Origin of the sequence: Bacillus sp. ISL-4 (assembly GCF_018613275.1) — a bacterium.
Lineage (GTDB): Bacteria > Bacillota > Bacilli > Bacillales > DSM-1321 > Peribacillus > Peribacillus simplex_E.
In genome coordinates, this window is the sequence record NZ_JAGGQN010000009.1 from 60,799 (window position 1) to 77,542 (window position 16,744).

The 16,744-nt window shown below is 39.5% G+C and carries 14 protein-coding genes; 7 read left to right on the plus strand and 7 right to left on the minus strand.

The genetic code is table 11. The features are described 5' to 3' along the window. Positions 1-157 precede the first annotated feature (157 nt). From J7J00_RS05975 to J7J00_RS05990, 4 genes are all read left to right on the plus strand, one after another. Positions 158-1,501 carry an amino acid permease gene (locus J7J00_RS05975; protein WP_214788728.1) on the plus strand — a complete coding sequence of 448 codons (1,344 nt, stop codon included), beginning with the start codon at positions 158-160 and terminating at the stop codon, positions 1,499-1,501. A 332-nt stretch (positions 1,502-1,833) separates the two neighbouring features. Continuing rightward, on the plus strand, positions 1,834-2,076 hold the full coding sequence (locus J7J00_RS05980; protein WP_214788731.1) for a hypothetical protein: 243 nt from the start codon (positions 1,834-1,836) through the stop codon (positions 2,074-2,076). Between the two features lie 39 nt (positions 2,077-2,115). Then, positions 2,116-2,793 carry a FadR/GntR family transcriptional regulator gene (locus J7J00_RS05985; protein WP_076367694.1) on the plus strand — a complete coding sequence of 226 codons (678 nt, stop codon included), beginning with the start codon at positions 2,116-2,118 and terminating at the stop codon, positions 2,791-2,793. A gap of 14 nt (positions 2,794-2,807) precedes the next feature. After that, positions 2,808-4,034 (plus strand): CynX/NimT family MFS transporter, encoded by a 1,227-nt coding sequence (locus J7J00_RS05990; protein WP_214788734.1) that lies wholly within the window; start codon positions 2,808-2,810, stop codon positions 4,032-4,034. A gap of 306 nt (positions 4,035-4,340) precedes the next feature. Here J7J00_RS05990 and yhbH read toward each other — a convergent pair whose 3' ends face one another. Beyond that, positions 4,341-5,510, minus strand: a complete 1,170-nt coding sequence (gene yhbH / locus J7J00_RS05995; RefSeq protein WP_076367698.1) for a sporulation protein YhbH — start codon at positions 5,508-5,510, stop codon at positions 4,341-4,343. Between the two features lie 515 nt (positions 5,511-6,025). Next, entirely contained in the window at positions 6,026-6,205 is a 180-nt protein-coding gene (locus J7J00_RS06000; protein ID WP_063235975.1) for a hypothetical protein, read from the minus strand. A gap of 118 nt (positions 6,206-6,323) precedes the next feature. Between J7J00_RS06000 and J7J00_RS06005 the strand changes: the two genes are divergently transcribed. Further along, positions 6,324-6,533, plus strand: a complete 210-nt coding sequence (locus J7J00_RS06005) for a hypothetical protein (RefSeq protein ID WP_063235974.1) — start codon at positions 6,324-6,326, stop codon at positions 6,531-6,533. Between the two features lie 234 nt (positions 6,534-6,767). Here the strand turns inward: J7J00_RS06005 and J7J00_RS06010 are convergent, their stop codons facing one another. The 3 genes from J7J00_RS06010 to J7J00_RS06020 form a co-directional block, all read right to left on the minus strand. Beyond that, positions 6,768-8,663: a PrkA family serine protein kinase gene (locus J7J00_RS06010; protein ID WP_214788736.1), complete on the minus strand. Its 1,896-nt coding sequence runs from the start codon at positions 8,661-8,663 to the stop codon at positions 6,768-6,770. 510 nt (positions 8,664-9,173) lie between these two features. Next, the gene (locus tag J7J00_RS06015) at positions 9,174-10,808 is read right to left on the minus strand and encodes a glutamate/serine transporter AimA (protein ID WP_214788739.1); all 1,635 of its coding nucleotides are present in this window, start codon (positions 10,806-10,808) and stop codon (positions 9,174-9,176) included. Between the two features lie 165 nt (positions 10,809-10,973). After that, entirely contained in the window at positions 10,974-11,963 is a 990-nt protein-coding gene (locus tag J7J00_RS06020) for a glutaminase (protein ID WP_309487146.1), read from the minus strand. Positions 11,964-12,397: 434 nt separating this feature from the next. Between J7J00_RS06020 and J7J00_RS06025 the strand changes: the two genes are divergently transcribed. Continuing rightward, the gene (locus J7J00_RS06025) at positions 12,398-13,660 is read left to right on the plus strand and encodes an ATP-binding protein (RefSeq protein WP_214788924.1); all 1,263 of its coding nucleotides are present in this window, start codon (positions 12,398-12,400) and stop codon (positions 13,658-13,660) included. A gap of 4 nt (positions 13,661-13,664) precedes the next feature. Next, entirely contained in the window at positions 13,665-14,612 is a 948-nt protein-coding gene (locus J7J00_RS06030; protein ID WP_214788742.1) for a response regulator, read from the plus strand. Between the two features lie 78 nt (positions 14,613-14,690). On the opposite strand, the gene J7J00_RS06035 is transcribed toward J7J00_RS06030, so the two are convergent. Then, complete coding sequence (locus J7J00_RS06035; RefSeq protein WP_214788745.1) at positions 14,691-15,698, minus strand: FecCD family ABC transporter permease; 1,008 nt, start codon at positions 15,696-15,698, stop codon at positions 14,691-14,693. Then, positions 15,695-16,705, minus strand: coding sequence for a FecCD family ABC transporter permease (locus J7J00_RS06040; protein WP_141993803.1), 1,011 nt, complete (start codon positions 16,703-16,705; stop codon positions 15,695-15,697). Before J7J00_RS06040 ends, J7J00_RS06035 begins: the two co-directional genes overlap by 4 nt. Positions 16,706-16,744 lie beyond the last annotated feature (39 nt).

Sequence of the window (16,744 nt, forward strand, 5' to 3'; positions counted from 1 at the left end):
AGTCTATTCCAATTCACCTGCCTAAATTGACTTATTTCCGATTCATGATATATTAATATAGTTACTTTAGTACGGGAAAGCGTTCAATAACAGAAGAACTTTTTAGTTTTATTTATAGATTATTTTATTAAAATAATTAATGAAAGGCATGAATAAAATGGAGAAGACTCATCAAGATTTAAAAAAGGGCCTATTGCCGCGGCATGTCCAGTTCATTGCTTTAGCAGGAATGATAGGAACAGGGATTTTTAAGGGGAGCTCCGATACATTAAATATGGCAGGTCCAAGTGTTGTAATAGCCTATATAATTGGGGGGCTGTTGTTATTTATTGTAATGGCCGCATTAGGAGAGATGGCAACCGCTTTTCCTAATTTGAACGTACAACATCTCATTAATAAAGCTTTTGGCTTTCAACTATCCTTCATAGTCGGATGGCTCTATTGGTTTAATTGGATTATCGTAATCATTGTAGAAATAGTCGCTGCCGGCAGTTTTCTACAATATTGGTTTCCTACAGTGCCATTATGGCTGTTAAGCATACTTTGCGCTTCAGTAATTATAGGAATTAATTTATTTCAAGTAAAATACTATGGAGAACTCGAATTTTGGTTTGCGGGAATTAAAATAATAACCCTAATTGCCTTTATTATTTTAGGAGCTTTGATCCTGCTAGGACTTTTTCCTAGTTCGGCTTCATTTTCTAATTACACGGAACATGGTGGTTTTTTCCCAAATGGAATTGACGGAATGTTAAGTGCACTTTTAGTGGTAATGTTTTCATATGGGGGCGCAGAATTAATTGGTGTAGCCGTCACGGAAACAAAAGATAGTCAGCGGGTCATACCAAAAATAATTAAAGGAACAGTATGGCGGGTGATCCTTTTCTATGTCTTGCCGATACTTATTATTTGTGGGGTAATACCTTGGAACCAGTTAAGCACTGAAGTAAGTCCTTTCGTTCAGGTTTTCAGCCTATCGGGTCTTCCCGGAGCAGCCGATATCATGAATTTCGTTCTATTAACCGCTGTGTTATCAGCTGCAAATTCAGGTATATACGCTACCTCAAGGACATTGTTCACTCTTTCCCAGAATGGGGAAGCGCCTAAGGCATTTTTAAGAACAACCAAAAAGGGTATCCCGCTTAATGGTATATTTTTAACTACATTATGTATATTGGCTGGTGTATTTTTATCCTATTTGACTCCCGACCTGATTTTAAGCTACCTTATGGCCATTCCTGGATTCACAGTTTTATTATTATGGATCAGCATTTGTTCCGCGCAATTGAAGCTGCGTAATCAATACACTGGTAAACCAGGTTTCCGGGTAAAATGGTACCCATTTACAACTATATTAGCCATCACTGCTTTAAGCATTATCTTTTTGGCATTTATCTTTAATAAGCAAAACATCATTGGGACCACAGTGTGTCTTGTCACGTTAGCAATATTCATCCTTCTCTCTTTTATTGTCAAACAAAAAAAGAGAAATATTATATAAAAACCCCTGAATTTTAATAGAGGATTTCAGACTGTAGACAAACTCGATGAAAGTCGAGTTTGCCTACAGTCTTTTTAGTGCTAGAACAATTTGATTGGAACGTAGGGCACCCGCTTTCCGCGGGCGGTCCGGAAGCCTCCTCGGCGCCTTTGCACATGCGGGGTCTCCCTTGCACTCGCTTTTCCCGCAGGAGTCTCGTACCTTCCGCTCCAATCAACTGGAATGTTTTTTTTAAAACTATAGGCCAACTGGCGGTTCTTTAAATTTGTCTACAGTCTGGCGGTTCCATCAATAGAAATGGTCTCACCCCTAACCATGATTTTAAAACATACTTGGGTTACGCCCTTTGGGATCAAACCCTCTTTGAATTGAAGAAATTTGCGACACCCCTGCCGAATAACTGGCTAGTCGAGACTCCACAGCCGCTTGCTTTGATGAGGATTGGCAGACAGTCGGCGGAAAGGGAGCGGATTTCTGAAATCAACTGCAACTTTTTTCTGAAGAATAAAAGGGAAACAAATTTGGATTTAAAATACTCCGTTTGCTCCATTTTCAATATACATATGTTAAAATAACCAATGAACCAATCATCCTACAAATTCGAGGTGTGTATATTGACCATATCTAAAACAAATCGCTTATCACTTGTAGAGCAAGTCGTTTCCCAAATCGAATCGTTAATCGAATCAGGTGAATGGAAAATTGGAAATCAAATCCCCCCTGAAATGGATTTGATCCAACAGTTCGATGTAAGCAGAAATACATTAAGAGAAGCTGTACGATCACTTGTTTATGCAGGTCTTTTAGTAACGAAACAAGGAAAAGGAACATTCGTAAGGTCATCAAGTGCCTTGGGGGCTGCATTTGAAAGAAGGATCCAGCAGTCAAGTATATTGGAAACGTTAGAGGTCCGTCATGCCCTTGAAAGAGAGGGAGCTCAGTTAGCGGCATTAAGACGTAATCAAGAAGATATAGAACGATTGCGGTTTCATATATCAGCATGCAGTAAAGCTGCCGGGGCAAAGGATATCAAGGCTTACGAAGAAGCCGATATACAGTTACATAAATCGATTATGGCTTCATCACATAATGATTTATTGATTGATTTGTACGAACATATGGAACACTCCCTGCATGAATCCATCCATCAGATAGTGGAGATGAGTTCTGATGTAAACTTTCATTTGAACATTCATTGCAATCTTGTAGATGCCATCATCGAACAAGATGCGAACCGGGCAATCGAAACAGTGAATGAATACATTGCACAATTCAAAAAATCTTTAGAGTAAGTAAGGAGGAGATTATGGGCATTAATCAAGCGGTAAATCAACTAGAACAAACAAAAATGGATATTAAACCCAAGGTTGGACTACTCATCATCGGAATCATTCTTCTTGGGGCAAATCTGAGGGCTCCCTTAACATCTGTTGGCCCCCTTGTCACTTCAATCCGTGATAACTTGGGGATATCCAATACATTATCAGGTTCATTAACGACATTGCCTTTGCTTTCTTTCGCTTTATTATCACCATTTGCACCTAGGATAGCACGGCGTTTTGGAATGGAGCTTACACTTTTCCTTTCCTTGATATTATTAACAATCGGGATTGGGGTACGCTCAGTTGGCGGAGTGCCGACATTGTTCATAGGGACCATTTTAATCGGGTTAGCTATTGCAATCGGCAATGTATTGTTACCCAGTCTGATTAAGCATAACTTTGCCAGGAATATCGGTTTGATGACAGGAACCTATGCTGTTTCCATGAATTTATGTGGTGCAATAGGTTCCGGGATCAGCATTCCCCTTGCTTCTTCATCGGGTTTGGGATGGGCTGGTGCCCTTGGATGTTGGGGAATCTTATCACTTATTACAGTCTTCTTATGGATGCCGCAATTAAGACGGCCATTCAAGTCAGGTAAAGATGTACAAACGGCACAAAAGGATAAAAAGATTAACTTATGGCGTTCTGGATTAGCCTGGCAGATAACATTCTTCATGGGATTGCAATCGTTTATTTTCTATACAGTAATTACCTGGATGCCGGAAATCCTGGAGCAAAAAGGCCTGAACGCTGATGAGGCCGGCTGGATGCTATCCATCATGCAGCTTGCCGTCATTCCCATAACATTCCTTGTGCCAATTTTAGCTGGACGACTACAAAGTCAGCGTCTGTTAGTGGTCCCTCCTGTCGTCTTCCTTATCGCAGGGATATTCGGCATATTATATGGAAGCACTCTGTTCATACCAGTATGCATGATATTGATTGGAATAGGAGTCGGAACTGTATTCAGTTTATCCATGATGTTTTTTAGTCTTCGAACACAAAGCACCCATGAGGCGACGGAATTATCAGGAATGGCTCAATCATTCGGGTACCTCTTAGCTGCCATTGGACCAGTATTATTCGGACTGCTTCATGACATTACACACAGCTGGACAGTTCCCTTATTGATGTTGGCCGCAATATCGGCACTTATTTTCATTGTTGGAATGCGTGCAGGAAATAATGAATATGTAACTACTCAATAAAACCAGTCATGAAATTTTGTAAAACAACCATACTTATATAAGGGTATGGTTGTTTTTTGTCTTTCTTTGATTCTGTTCAACTTTATAAATATTGTGAATTTAAAACTTCAAACGTATGATATAAATATATGAAAAGGCCGTTGCTTCTGTTGAGCAACGGTCTTTTCATATGTAATTCCGATATCTTATCCGTTACCCTGACACTACAAAAAAGAAGATTTGAAAAAAGACGTACAATGTGAATCGTACGCCTTTTTAACCTACAATTATTTTGATTTGAAGATTACATTTTCCACGTTTCCCTTTTTATGCATACTTCTTACTTTCCTCATCTTTAAAAAAGCTCTTCATTGCGTGGAAAACGTCAGCCTTTTGCTTAAGAATATAGTACCTGAATTTTTCATTATCGATATTCTTATAAGCTGTCATCAATGTCGAATGACGATTGTATTGATTAACTTCCCCATACCCGAACATATTGGAAACCTTCATGAGTTCTTCAACAAGCTTAACGCATCGGACGTTATCTGATGTTAGGTTATCGCCATCGGAAAAGTGAAACGGATAGATATTAAACTTCGCGGGGTCATATTTATGATCAATAAGTTCTAATGCTTTTCGGTATACGGACGAACAAATCGTACCGCCGCTTTCCCCTTTTGAAAAGAAATCCTCTTCCGGAACAACTTTCGCTTCTGTATGATGGGCAATGAACTCGATTTCCACCGTTTCATATTTTGTCCGCAAGAAACGGTTCATCCAAAAGAAAAAGCTTCGAGCCATATATTTTTCCCATAACCCCATACTTCCGGAAGTGTCCATCATTGCCAGTACAACTGCTTTGGAATCAGGTTTCTGAATCTCATTCCAGGTTTTGAATTTAAAGTCTTCCTTATAAATAGGATGAAAACCTGGGTTCCCCGTTAAGGCGTTCCGTTTGAAAGCCGATATCATCGTTTTCTTTTTATCGATATTTCCCATTAGGCCTGTCTTGCGGATATCGTTGAATTCGATGTGTTCAAGCGTGTGCTCCGCATGTTCTTTCTTCTGAAGATTAGGGAGTTCCAATTGGCTGAACAGGGCTTCCTCCAATTCCATCATCGACACTTCGGCTTCATAATAATCCTCACCGGCCTTGTCACCCGCACCTTGGCCCTTACCGGCTCCGGCATCTGACGGTGAGCCATCCCTTGCGACCACATCCCCCACTTTACTGTCTCCATCGCCTTGCCCTACATGTTTGTTTTTATCATAGTTATAACGAATTTTGTATTCATCCAAGGAGCGAATGGGAATCTTGATAACATCCCGGCCATTGGACATTACGATGCTTTCTTCTGAAATTAAATCAGGCAAATTGTTCTTGATCGCTTCCTGCACCTTTTCCTGATGACGTTGTTGATCATCATAACCTTTCCGATGGAGGGACCAATTTTCCTGTGAGATAACATACTGTTGATTACTCTCTTCCGACATTCTCTTCCCCCCTTAAAAATGTTTGCACGCTTTTCATCATTCCTTCATATAATAAGTTAGTGTGGGAATGCCCACATCATTCCGGTTTTCCAATAAAAAATACAGTGCGAAAAAACGGATTAAAAGAAAAGTATTAATCTATCTTATGCAGCGATGCAGGATAATTTACAACAAAATTCAATAATGGATGTTTGCCTATGAACTAGACAAGTCCTGCCAAGGACGTTATGGGACATTTAAGGTTTTTTTCTAAATGTTACTGCTAAATAAGTATTTCAAGAAAAAGAACAGACTTGATGATTATCAGGTCTGTCCTTTTTTAAAGGAGGTTTTATTTGTCGGATTATAGGATAACTTTAAAATATCTTTTTGAACTTAGCCACGTAATTGATCTGCAAAACAGAGACTTCCTAGGACACCATTAAAAAGCAATGAAATACAACAAAAAGGGTGTCCCAGTAGTTTTTCTGGACACCCCTTTTACACAGATAGAATGATTCTCATTGTGATTTTCGTCAATCTTTATCTTCCTCTATTTCATGTTGAACTGTACCTGGGCGTTTATCCCACTCTTTCAATTCTTCATTCGTCCTTTGATTTTCCATCTGCTTTCCAAGTTCTTTCATCTCTTCATAGTCCTTAGCCATGGAGCTATTTTCCGGAACATGTTCTTTTTTCAATTCCTCTTTACTCATTTGCCATCACCTCTACTTATTGATACCCAATATTTCCAAATCCAAAACGTAACATATCTAATGGAAATGTGGGGTATAGATAAAACATTATGAGCAAATGTAAGGAGGTGCAGGAAATATGCAAACAACTACCCTTTATGTAAAGGAAGCAACGTCAGAGGGCCCGATTTTAAATCTTGAGTCCATACTTTTGAAAACGGAAGGTGTGGAACGTGCGATCATCGATGTTGATGATGGGGAAATTAAAATCGACCATAGCGAAGACAAACTATCACCGAATCAACTTATTACACTTATTGAGCAGTATGGCTTGAATGTAACTAAATAGCATTAAAAAGCACCGGGCTCCCCTCCATTCCGTAGGGCCCGGTGCTTTGTTTGGTTCATTTATTTCCTTGTCAAAGCACCCTTTAACACCTTCAAAAGGTGCATGATTTCAATGGGAATTCAGAATTTGAAAGGAATCGATTGGGTTTCCTCTAATCCAATTTTCAAGCATCCCGCCTTCCGCAAAAGGAGATAAACCCCTGCCCGATATGGGGCAGGGGCAAAAAATTATGGATTACCTATTTAACAAGCTTCCCACATAGCGCAGCAAATCATTGGCTGAAGTCGAATTATACCCGTGCTCGTCGATAAGTCTCGTGATGACCTCGTTCACTTTCTTCAGTTGCCTTTCATCTGGTGTTTTCGTTGAAGTAGTGATCTTAACGACATCCTTCAAATCCGCGAATAGTTTTTTCTGGATCGCTTCCCGTAAACGATCATGGGAATTATAATCGAACCGCTTCCCTTTACGCGCATATGCAGAAATGCGAATCAGTATTTCTTCACGGAATGCTTTTTTTGCATTTTCGGATATTCCAATTTGCTCTTCTATCGAGCGCATCAATTTTTCATCAGGGTTGATTTCCTCCCCAGTCAATGGATCGCGCAGCCTTGATTTATTGCAGTATGCTTCGACATTATCAAGATAGTTATCCATGAGGATCTTCGCCGACTCTTCATACGAATAAACAAATGCCTTTTGCACTTCATTTTTTGCAATGGCATCGTATTCTTTACGTGCCAGTGAAATGAAATTCAAATACCTCTCCCGAAGTTCGTTCGTAATGGACGGATGCTGGTCAAGACCTGCCTTTAATGACATAAGTACATCCAATGCATTAATGGACGGATTTTCCTTACGAATGATCGTAGAGGAAATTCGGTTAATCACGTAACGCGGATCGATTCCGCTCATGCCTTCGTCCTGGAATTCTTTTTTCAATTCATTGATGTCTGCGGAATTAAATCCTTCGACATTTTCCCCATCATAAAGCCTCATCTTTTTCACTAAATCGATATCGCCCTTTTTGGGATCCTTCAGGCGGGTCATTATGCTGAAGATTGCCGCTACCCTTAATGTATGCGGGGCTATATGAACATCCGAGACATCACTTTCACGGATCATTTTTTCATAAATCTTTTCTTCCTCGGTAACCTTAAGATTATATGGAATAGGCATGACAATGATACGGGAATGCAATGCTTCATTTTTCTTGTTGGAAATGAACGCTTTATACTCCGTTTCATTCGTATGAGCCACAATGAGCTCATCTGCACTGATCAATGCAAAACGGCCTGCTTTAAAATTCCCCTCTTGTGTCAATGATAGCAAATGCCATAAGAACTTCTCATCACATTTCAGCATCTCCTGGAACTCCATCATCCCGCGGTTCGCCTTGTTCAGCTCGCCATCAAAACGATAGGCACGCGGATCTGATTCCGATCCGTATTCGGCAATGGTCGAAAAATCGATGCTGCCCGTCAAATCAGCAATATCCTGTGACTTAGGGTCTGAAGGACTGAATGTTCCAATTCCAACACGCTTATCCTCTGAAAGGAAAATACGCTCGACCATCACATCTTCAATCCTGCTTCCATACTCCTGTTCTAACCTCATTACATTCAGCGGCGATAGGTTTCCTTCAATCCGGATGCCGTATTCTTCAAAAAAATCATCCCGTAAATACTGTGGGATGAGATGCAGTGGATCTTCATGCATCGGGCATCCTTTTATTGCATAAATCGCACCAGTGTCTTTTAATGAATAATTTTCAAGACCACGCTTCAGTAAAGAAACGAGTGTGGACTTCCCACCTGACACCGGACCCATGAGAAGCAGTATCCGCTTACGGACATCGAGCCGCTTTGCCGCCGGATGGAAATATTCCTCGATGAGCCTTTCCAGTGAATCCTCTAGTCCAAACAATTGACCGCTGAAAAAATTGTATTTCTTTGTCCCATTTACTTCCTCTATCCCTGCATCTCTGATCATGTTGTATACACGTGAATGAGCAGATTGAGCAACTAAAGGCGTTTCTTTCAATATTTCTAAGTACTCTGCGAAGGTGCCTTCCCACTTCAGCTTCTGTTCATCTTCTCTAAATTTTTCGATTTTCTTTAAAATATCCATTAAGGAACCTCCCCCTGTCACTTTCAGAGAATACTTAAATCTATGCTCCAAGTCTGACAAACATGTCAGACTTTAAAAAGTGGCCGGGCAATGTTTCGAATTCCCCTTGACTCTCCATGCATCGAAAAGGCTTAATCATTGAGAATTGATGATAAATATGCTGACAAGAAAATTTGTGTGCACTACTGCTAAAAATTAGGGTATACTAAGCCTATACTTAAGTGGGACAATATGGGTAAAGGGAGGTCATAACATGGGCACAGTTATTATCGTTGGAGTTGCTATTACATTTTTAGCCGCTATCTTCACTGCCGGATATGAAGATAAACCAGGTGTGAAATAAAAAATAACAGCCTTTTCTTAAATTCCAAAAAGGGGGACAGCAAATTAAATTTGCCGTCCCCCTTTTTTGTGTCCTCATCATTATAAATAGAAAGAAGCACTTTCTATTTCATTCAACGAATGTAATAGCTTATTGGAATATGCTAACCAATGAAGTGAATTCATCATTTATACAGCGTTCTTTTTATCAGTTTGAGATGCAACGTTGCTCTCCATCGATCTCAAGTCTTCATTTACTTTTTGTCCTTGTTCCAAATATTCTGTTTGGAATCCACTCTTTATTGCCCAACCATAAAACCCTAGAGATAAACATGTAATGATGGCCATATCCCAACCAAATGGGATTATGTTTAGTCCACCAAACTTTTCACTGCCTAAGTATGAAATGGTCATCATACAGAGTAAGTAAACAACCATCCAAAGCCCAGCTGAAAAGTTTTGACGGAATCCCTTCCATTTTATTTTTAATTGATAATAGAAATAAACGGGAAGACCAATCATAATGATAAATAATACTTGTCCTGTCAGTGGCCATCTTGCCCAATATAGAACCAAAGAGGCAAAAACAAAGCCAAGTGGTGCAATGATGCTTAATCCTTTTAGACGTAATGGTCTGTACAAATTCTGACCTGTGCGCCTTAATGTCATAACTGTAACTGGACCTGTAATATAAGAGACTAATGTCGCAACCGAAATAACCTCCGCCAAAACCCCCCAGCCTCTAAACATGAATAAAAATAAGAAAGATACACCTAGATTCAAAAACATAGCTTGACGAGGGATACCATAAAGTGGATGCAGTTTCCCAAAAACGCTTGGCAAATATTTATTCTTTTCCATTCCATAAAGCATTCGTGACGTTGTCGCCGTGTAAGTTATTCCTGTCCCGGACGGAGAAATAAACGCATCCACATATAGTAAAATAACTAACCAGTTTATGCCTAGAACAATTGCTAAGTCAGCAAACGGTGAATTGAAATTCAAATGTTGCCATCCGTTCACGATCATGGACGGATCCACGGCTCCTATAAACGCAACCTGTAATAAAACGTAGATGACCGTTGCAATTAAAATGGAGCCAATTACGGCAATTGGGATCGAACGTCCAGGATTCTTTGCCTCACCTGCCATATTGATTGGACTTTGAAAACCGTTAAATGCAAAGATGATACCAGAAGTTGCTACAGCTGTAAGTACACTTGCCCAACCATTGGGAGCAATACTTCCTGCAGAGGTAAAATTGGATCCATGAAACCCAGCAAATAAAAGTGACCCAATCGTAAGTCCAGGTATAATAACCTTAAAGACAGTAATAAATGAATTAGCTTTCGAAAACAAACTAACTGTCCAGTAATTTAATAAAAAGTAGACGATCAGTAAGGCAGAGGCAATTGCCAAACCTCCCCCAGTAAGACTTCCGTTTTCCACTAAACCATGTGTCCACCGTGCCCATTCCCATGGCCATGAGCTCATATATTGAACAGAAGCGATCGCTTCAACTGGAATTACGGAAACGATTGCAATCCAGTTTGCCCAACCTGCAAGAAACCCTAAAAAAGAACCATGAGAGTATTGCGTGTATTTTACCATTCCCCCAGCTTCAGGAAACATAGACCCTAATTCACTGTATGAAAGTGCTATAAATAAAATAACGACCATCCCGATAATCCAAGAGATAATGGCAGCGGGTCCTGCGATTTGTGCCGCTCTCCAAGCTCCGAATAACCAACCTGAGCCAATAATGGACCCGAGTCCTACCATCGTTAACGAAAATGTTCCCATCTTTCGCTGCAAATTATTCATATGTTCATCACCATGCTTTCCAAAATTATTCCTATATAATAAGGTTCTTAAAGTAATTGGATTTATGATTGGGTTAAGTACATCCAACTGAATCTTAAAGTAATTGCTGCATTACATCACTTCTTGTTAAATATTACTTTTTTATAAGAACAAATTTTTTTGCTTTTAGAAAATACTTAGATCCCATTCCTGTGCCATTTGTTTCAATAACATACTACCTGTTACGCTATTCCCATATTCATCAATGGCTGGTCCGTATATGCCAATGCCACATCCATCTTGAAAAGGCATTCCGCTTCTGGCACTCGGAGGAACTAGTGCCATAATCCCGCCAGATACTCCACTTTTGGCTGGCACCCCAACAAAAGCCGCAAATTTCCCCGAAGCATTGTACATACCACAAGTAAGCATTAATGCTTTGGCCAGCTTAGCCACTTTTTTAGGGAGTACTTGTTCTTTACGAAGAGGATGATATCCATCTTGTGCAAGAATCAGTCCAAGCAAGGCTATGTCTTCTGTGGTTACTTCTATGGAACATTGCTTGAGGTAAACCTCTAAAGCTTCCTCTACATCCGATTCTAAATAATTCGTCTCTTTTAAATAGTGAGCTAAAGCTCTATTTCTATGGGAAGTTTGCCACTCAGATTGATACACTTCCTCATTGATGGTTGGGCGCTTCCCTAACAAATTTTCATATAATGCATAGAGAAATTCCAATTTTTTTTGTGAAGAATCCCCTGGGAGAAGCGATGCTATGGTAATCGCCCCTGCATTTATCATAGGATTAAACGGTTTTCCCGGCTTATGCATTTCTAAACGAATAATTGAATTGAAAGCATCCCCAGTTGGCTCCACATCGACCCTCTCTAACACATAAGAAATGCCGCATCCCAAGCATGCGGCTATAAAGCTGAGCACTTTTGAAATACTTTGCAGCGTGAAGGGGACTTCCCAATCCCCTGTCTTGATCATTGTTCCACCAGGCTCCAGTATGCAAATGCCCAATTGCGATAAATGTGCATTTCTCAATGCCGGTATATAATTGGCGATTTGCCCTTCAGCAGCAAAGGATCTGTAATGTGCTACCCATTCATCTAAGTCGGCTTTTCTTTGACTATTAACATGAATGTCATACTCTTTTGACAATTCTTCAATCACATTCTTCCACCTCTTCAGTTGTTGTTTCATCCATTTTTTCAATATGAGCGTCTTTCCGAATGCCATCAAGTTTACTTGTAATAGATTCGATGAAAACATAATGAATATTCTAAATATTGTTAAGCGCTTTCAAAAATTTCTATCTACGTTAATTTTAAATTGGGAACTACATAATCATACGAAAACCTACAAAATCAAAAAAAAAATTCCACAAAAAAAATGTGTTTATTTCACATATTCCGTTCCCATTTTTTGTGGATAGAAAAAAAGATTGGGTTTGCCATAATTGGTTGTAAGCCGTTCTATTCAGAAACAAAGTAAGCGTTGTATTGAGGCCGATGAAACTGTATACTGATTTTTTAAACAAATTGGGAGGTGACGACTTGAAACTCAGTACGTTAATGAAAAAAGAGGTCAATATCCTTGCTTTAATGGTGTTAACAGTGCCGTTAGCTGGCGAATTGAGTTTTTATCCTTTAAATGAAACGTTTCGGGTAAGTTTTGGTCCGCCTGTACTTTTCTTCTTTTTACTATTATTACAGAAAACACCTGCCATTTTTTCAGGCTTCCTGACAGGAACAATGGTTGTGGTATTTCGAATCCTAAAAGATTTTTTCATGCTTGATAGTTTTTCCTGGTCTTCCGCTTTTCAAGTCCATTTTCCAAGTTTCTTTTTTTATTTCACCTACTCCTTTCTTTTTTATTTAGTGAAAATCAATCGCTTTCAAAACCGATCGTTGATTATTGGATTTATTGGTCTTATTATCGAAATATTGTCTGACTCAATAGAATTAATCTTTCAATATATTGTATTAGAAACAACAATTACGTTAGGTTCACTAAACGAGATGATCATGATCGCATTCGCCCACAGTTTTATCGTTTTAAGCTTTTTTAATATGATGAAACTATATGAAGCACAATCAAGGGAACGGCAAATCAGAAAACAAAATGAACATATGCTGATGCTCATTTCCAATTTATATGAGGAAACGATCCACTTAAAAAAAACGTTAAATAATGCAGAGAATATTACAAAGAAATCGTATGATTTGTATCGAGAATTAAAAGCACTGGAAAAACGGGAAAAGCAACTTCATGTTCCTACAGAACCATATAGTCAAAAAGCATTGCGCATCGCGGGTGAAATGCATGAAGTCAAGAAAGATAATCAACGAATTTTTGCTGGTCTCTCCAAACTGATTTCCAATGAGAGTTTTAGGGATTATATGAATGCTGCTGAACTTTTTCATTTAATCATCCAAATTAATGAAAAGTATGCCTTATCATTAGGAAAGGATATTCAATTTGAATACTCATTAGATGGAAAAAACGATTCACATTATCATGTATACACCGTATTATCCCTTTTCAATAATTTAGTCGCTAATGCAGTGGAAGCAATTAAAGAAAAGGGAATCGTACGTTTAAGTTTGAGTGAAATTCGCGACAATGTAGAATTCAAGGTTGCTGATACCGGACCTGGAATTCCTCAAAAATATCAGACTGTCATATTCAAACCTGGATTCACTTCAAAATATGATCATTTAGGGACACCTTCAACAGGGATTGGTCTCTCATATGTTAAAGAAGTCGTAAAAGAACTGGGAGGCGATATCCTGTTTGAGAATAGTTTTAACGGTGCCGTTTTTTCAATAAAATTACCCATTCATAAGTTGATCCAGAAAGGATGATTCCATGCGTTTTTTTATAACAGATGATGATTGTGCCATACGTTCAAACTTGAGCCAAATTATTGAGAACGAAGATTTAGGAGAAGTGGTGGAGGAAGCCGGGGATGGAAGTCTATTAGAAGGACATATTTTGAATTTAAAACAAATTGATATACTATTTATTGATTTATTAATGCCCATCCGGGATGGCATTGAGACACTTCGTCATATAAAAAATACATTTAACGGAAAAATAATAATGATTTCGCAGGTTGAATCAAAGGAGCTGATTGGTGAGGCATACTCACTTGGAATCGATTATTATATTACTAAACCAATCAATCGTATTGAAATATTAACAGTCATCCGAAAAGTCATGGAACGCATTCATTTGGAAAGATCGATCACAAATATCCAAGCCTCATTAAACAGTGTATTGAATTTTGAACAGCCAAAAGTTGATAAATCCAATAGTTATAATGAAAAAAGTATAAGAGAGGTGGGTGAATTCCTTTTATCGGAATTAGGGATTGTTGGAGAAAATGGTGCAAAAGATTTAATGGGTATGCTTCAATATTTATTTATGTATGAACGTACTTTTACTTTTGGAAAGCATTTCCCGACCCTTAAAGATATCTTTGTAGAAATCACCAAAAAAAAGCTCGGCACATCAGCTTTGCAGGCTGATATCAATCGGGAAATAAAAGCTGCCGAACAGAGAATACGCAGAACGATTAACCATTCGTTAAATCATTTTGCTTCGCTCGGTTTAACGGATTTTTCCAATCCTAAGTTTGAAAATTACGCTTCTAAATTTTTTGATTTCACAGTCGTTCGCCAAAAGATGAAAGAACTGCAAAATGATTCAACAATAGTTCTTACACCTACCCGGGTAAATACAAAAAAGTTTATTCAAGTATTTTATTTCGAAGCGAAACGATTGAGTCCTGATGAAATAATTAGATATAAATAATCCTGATTTTCAAAAACTACGGAAGCTCTGAAAAAACATAAAATCCCCTGAAAGATTTCAGGGGATTTTTGCAAGATTTTATTTTTTTAACAATAAATACATGAAGTAAGGAGCACCAATTAATGCAACCATGATACCTGCAGGGATCCCCTCGGGTTCAATTATATTACGGCCTATTGTATCGGCAAGCAACAATAGCCATCCACCGATTAAAATGGCAACCGGAATGAATAGCTGATTTCGAGGTCCTACCAAAGATTTTGCTATATGCGGGGACATGAGTCCAATGAATGCAATTCCGCCTGTAACAGAAACGGCAGCCGCGGCCAGTGCTACAGCCGTGATTAGCAATACGATCCGCTCCTTTTCAATCGATACTCCGACCCCAATTGCTACCGGTTCACTTAAACCAAGCAGATTCAAACGATTTGCTTTATATAAAGTGAATGGAATGAGGATGATTAACCATGGAAGAACTGCCCAAATGAAAGGCCAATCCGTTCCCCATATATTTCCCGCCAACCATTTTGCGATGAAATCGACTTTGGCTCGTTCCGCTGATGAAATGAGGACAATCATCAGGCCTGAAAGCGCCATTGAAAAACCAACCCCGATCAACACTAATCGAACGGGTTCAAGGCCGCTCCTTCTCTTAAATGAGAGGATATATATTAAGCAGGCCGTCAATAACGCGCCGATAAAACCGACAAGCGGAACCATATAAACAAACGATCCAGCGTCTAGCGGGAAAAACAGAAAGAAAGCGGCTATGGCAACACCAGCTCCTGAGTTGATCCCGATGATTCCGGGGTCGGCTAAATCATTACGTGTGATTCCTTGAAGGATGGCTCCCGACAGTGCAAGGGCCATGCCTGCTAAAATGGTAATGATGATTCGTGGTAATCGGACGGAAAATAATATGAATTCCTCTTTAAATGTCCCTTGCCCGAAAAGCGTTGGAATCAGTCGCCCTAAAGAAAGATTCGAATATCCCGAACACGTCCCTATTATGATCGTAATGATAATGAGTGCGGATAGTGCACCTACTATCCATCGCTGTTTTTTGACTAAAGCTGACTGGATCATGAAAATGCTTTACCTCCTTTACGCACGATTAGGAGGAAGAAAGGTAAACCTATCATCGCAACAATCGCTACCACAGGTGTTTCATATGGAGAATTGATTGTACGGCCGATCGTATCGGCAAGTAGCATGAAAGTGGCTCCTAAAATCGCGGACATAGGCAGGATGAATCGATAATCCGTACCCACGAAAGCCCGAACCATATGGGGAACCATTAACCCGATGAATACCATATTTCCAACAAGTGCAACGGCAGCGCCAGCCAGGAGAATGATGACTACGAAGAGAACCGCCTTTATTTGTGTTGTCTTTTGACCTAATCCTACCGCCACTTCTTCACTTAAGCTTAGTATGGTGAGCTGTCTGGAAAAGATAAGGGAGATCAGGATGCCTATTAAAATGAACGGGACGATTACACGAAGCTGGTCCCATGATGTTCCGATATTCCCGCCTGCAGTCCACATCGATACATCTTTTGATACTTTGAAATAAAGGCCGACCCCTTGCGAAACGGCAAAAAGGAATGCAGAGACTGCAGCACCAGCCAATACGATCCGTAAAGGAGAAAATCCTCCCTTTTTCATCGCACCGATCCCGAAAACCATGGTTGCCCCCACAGCGGAACCTATAAAACACGCAATCATGATTCCTAAATTATTGGCATTTGGAATAAATGCCAAAGTAATGGCGAGACCTGCATTGGCTCCTGCCGTCAATCCAAGCAACCCTGGATCAGCAAGTGGATTCCTAGTCATTCCCTGCATGATGGCACCGGAAACGGCAAGTGCTGCACCCACAAAGATTGCCCCCACTTCACGAGGGAAACGGATTTCCCGAATGATTGAAAGCTTTTCACCAGCAGCATTCGACGTCAGTGCTTGCCAGACATCTTTTACGGTAACATCCGCAGCACCAAATGCCATTGAAATAATGAACATGCCTATGAATAGAGCGATCCCTATGATCAGTTTATATATAAATGGGATGAAACGTTGATTTTCATTAGTCATCTGTCTCTCTCATCTCTTTTTTATAGAATAAAAGGAGAG

What these genes read in the sequence shown, in the direction of transcription:
- yhbH (WP_076367698.1), bottom strand. Translation starts at nt 5,510, where the DNA reads ATGTCGGAAGAGAGTAATCAACAGTATGTTATCTCACAGGAAAATTGG.
- J7J00_RS06040 (WP_141993803.1), bottom strand. Translation starts at nt 16,705, where the DNA reads ATGACTAATGAAAATCAACGTTTCATCCCATTTATATATAAACTGATC.
- J7J00_RS06030 (WP_214788742.1), top strand. Translation starts at nt 13,665, where the DNA reads ATGCGTTTTTTTATAACAGATGATGATTGTGCCATACGTTCAAACTTG.
- J7J00_RS06015 (WP_214788739.1), bottom strand. Translation starts at nt 10,808, where the DNA reads ATGAATAATTTGCAGCGAAAGATGGGAACATTTTCGTTAACGATGGTA.
- J7J00_RS05990 (WP_214788734.1), top strand. Translation starts at nt 2,808, where the DNA reads ATGGGCATTAATCAAGCGGTAAATCAACTAGAACAAACAAAAATGGAT.
- J7J00_RS06005 (WP_063235974.1), top strand. Translation starts at nt 6,324, where the DNA reads ATGCAAACAACTACCCTTTATGTAAAGGAAGCAACGTCAGAGGGCCCG.
- J7J00_RS06000 (WP_063235975.1), bottom strand. Translation starts at nt 6,205, where the DNA reads ATGAGTAAAGAGGAATTGAAAAAAGAACATGTTCCGGAAAATAGCTCC.
- J7J00_RS06010 (WP_214788736.1), bottom strand. Translation starts at nt 8,663, where the DNA reads ATGGATATTTTAAAGAAAATCGAAAAATTTAGAGAAGATGAACAGAAG.
- J7J00_RS06025 (WP_214788924.1), top strand. Translation starts at nt 12,398, where the DNA reads ATGGTGTTAACAGTGCCGTTAGCTGGCGAATTGAGTTTTTATCCTTTA.
- J7J00_RS05975 (WP_214788728.1), top strand. Translation starts at nt 158, where the DNA reads ATGGAGAAGACTCATCAAGATTTAAAAAAGGGCCTATTGCCGCGGCAT.
- J7J00_RS06035 (WP_214788745.1), bottom strand. Translation starts at nt 15,698, where the DNA reads ATGATCCAGTCAGCTTTAGTCAAAAAACAGCGATGGATAGTAGGTGCA.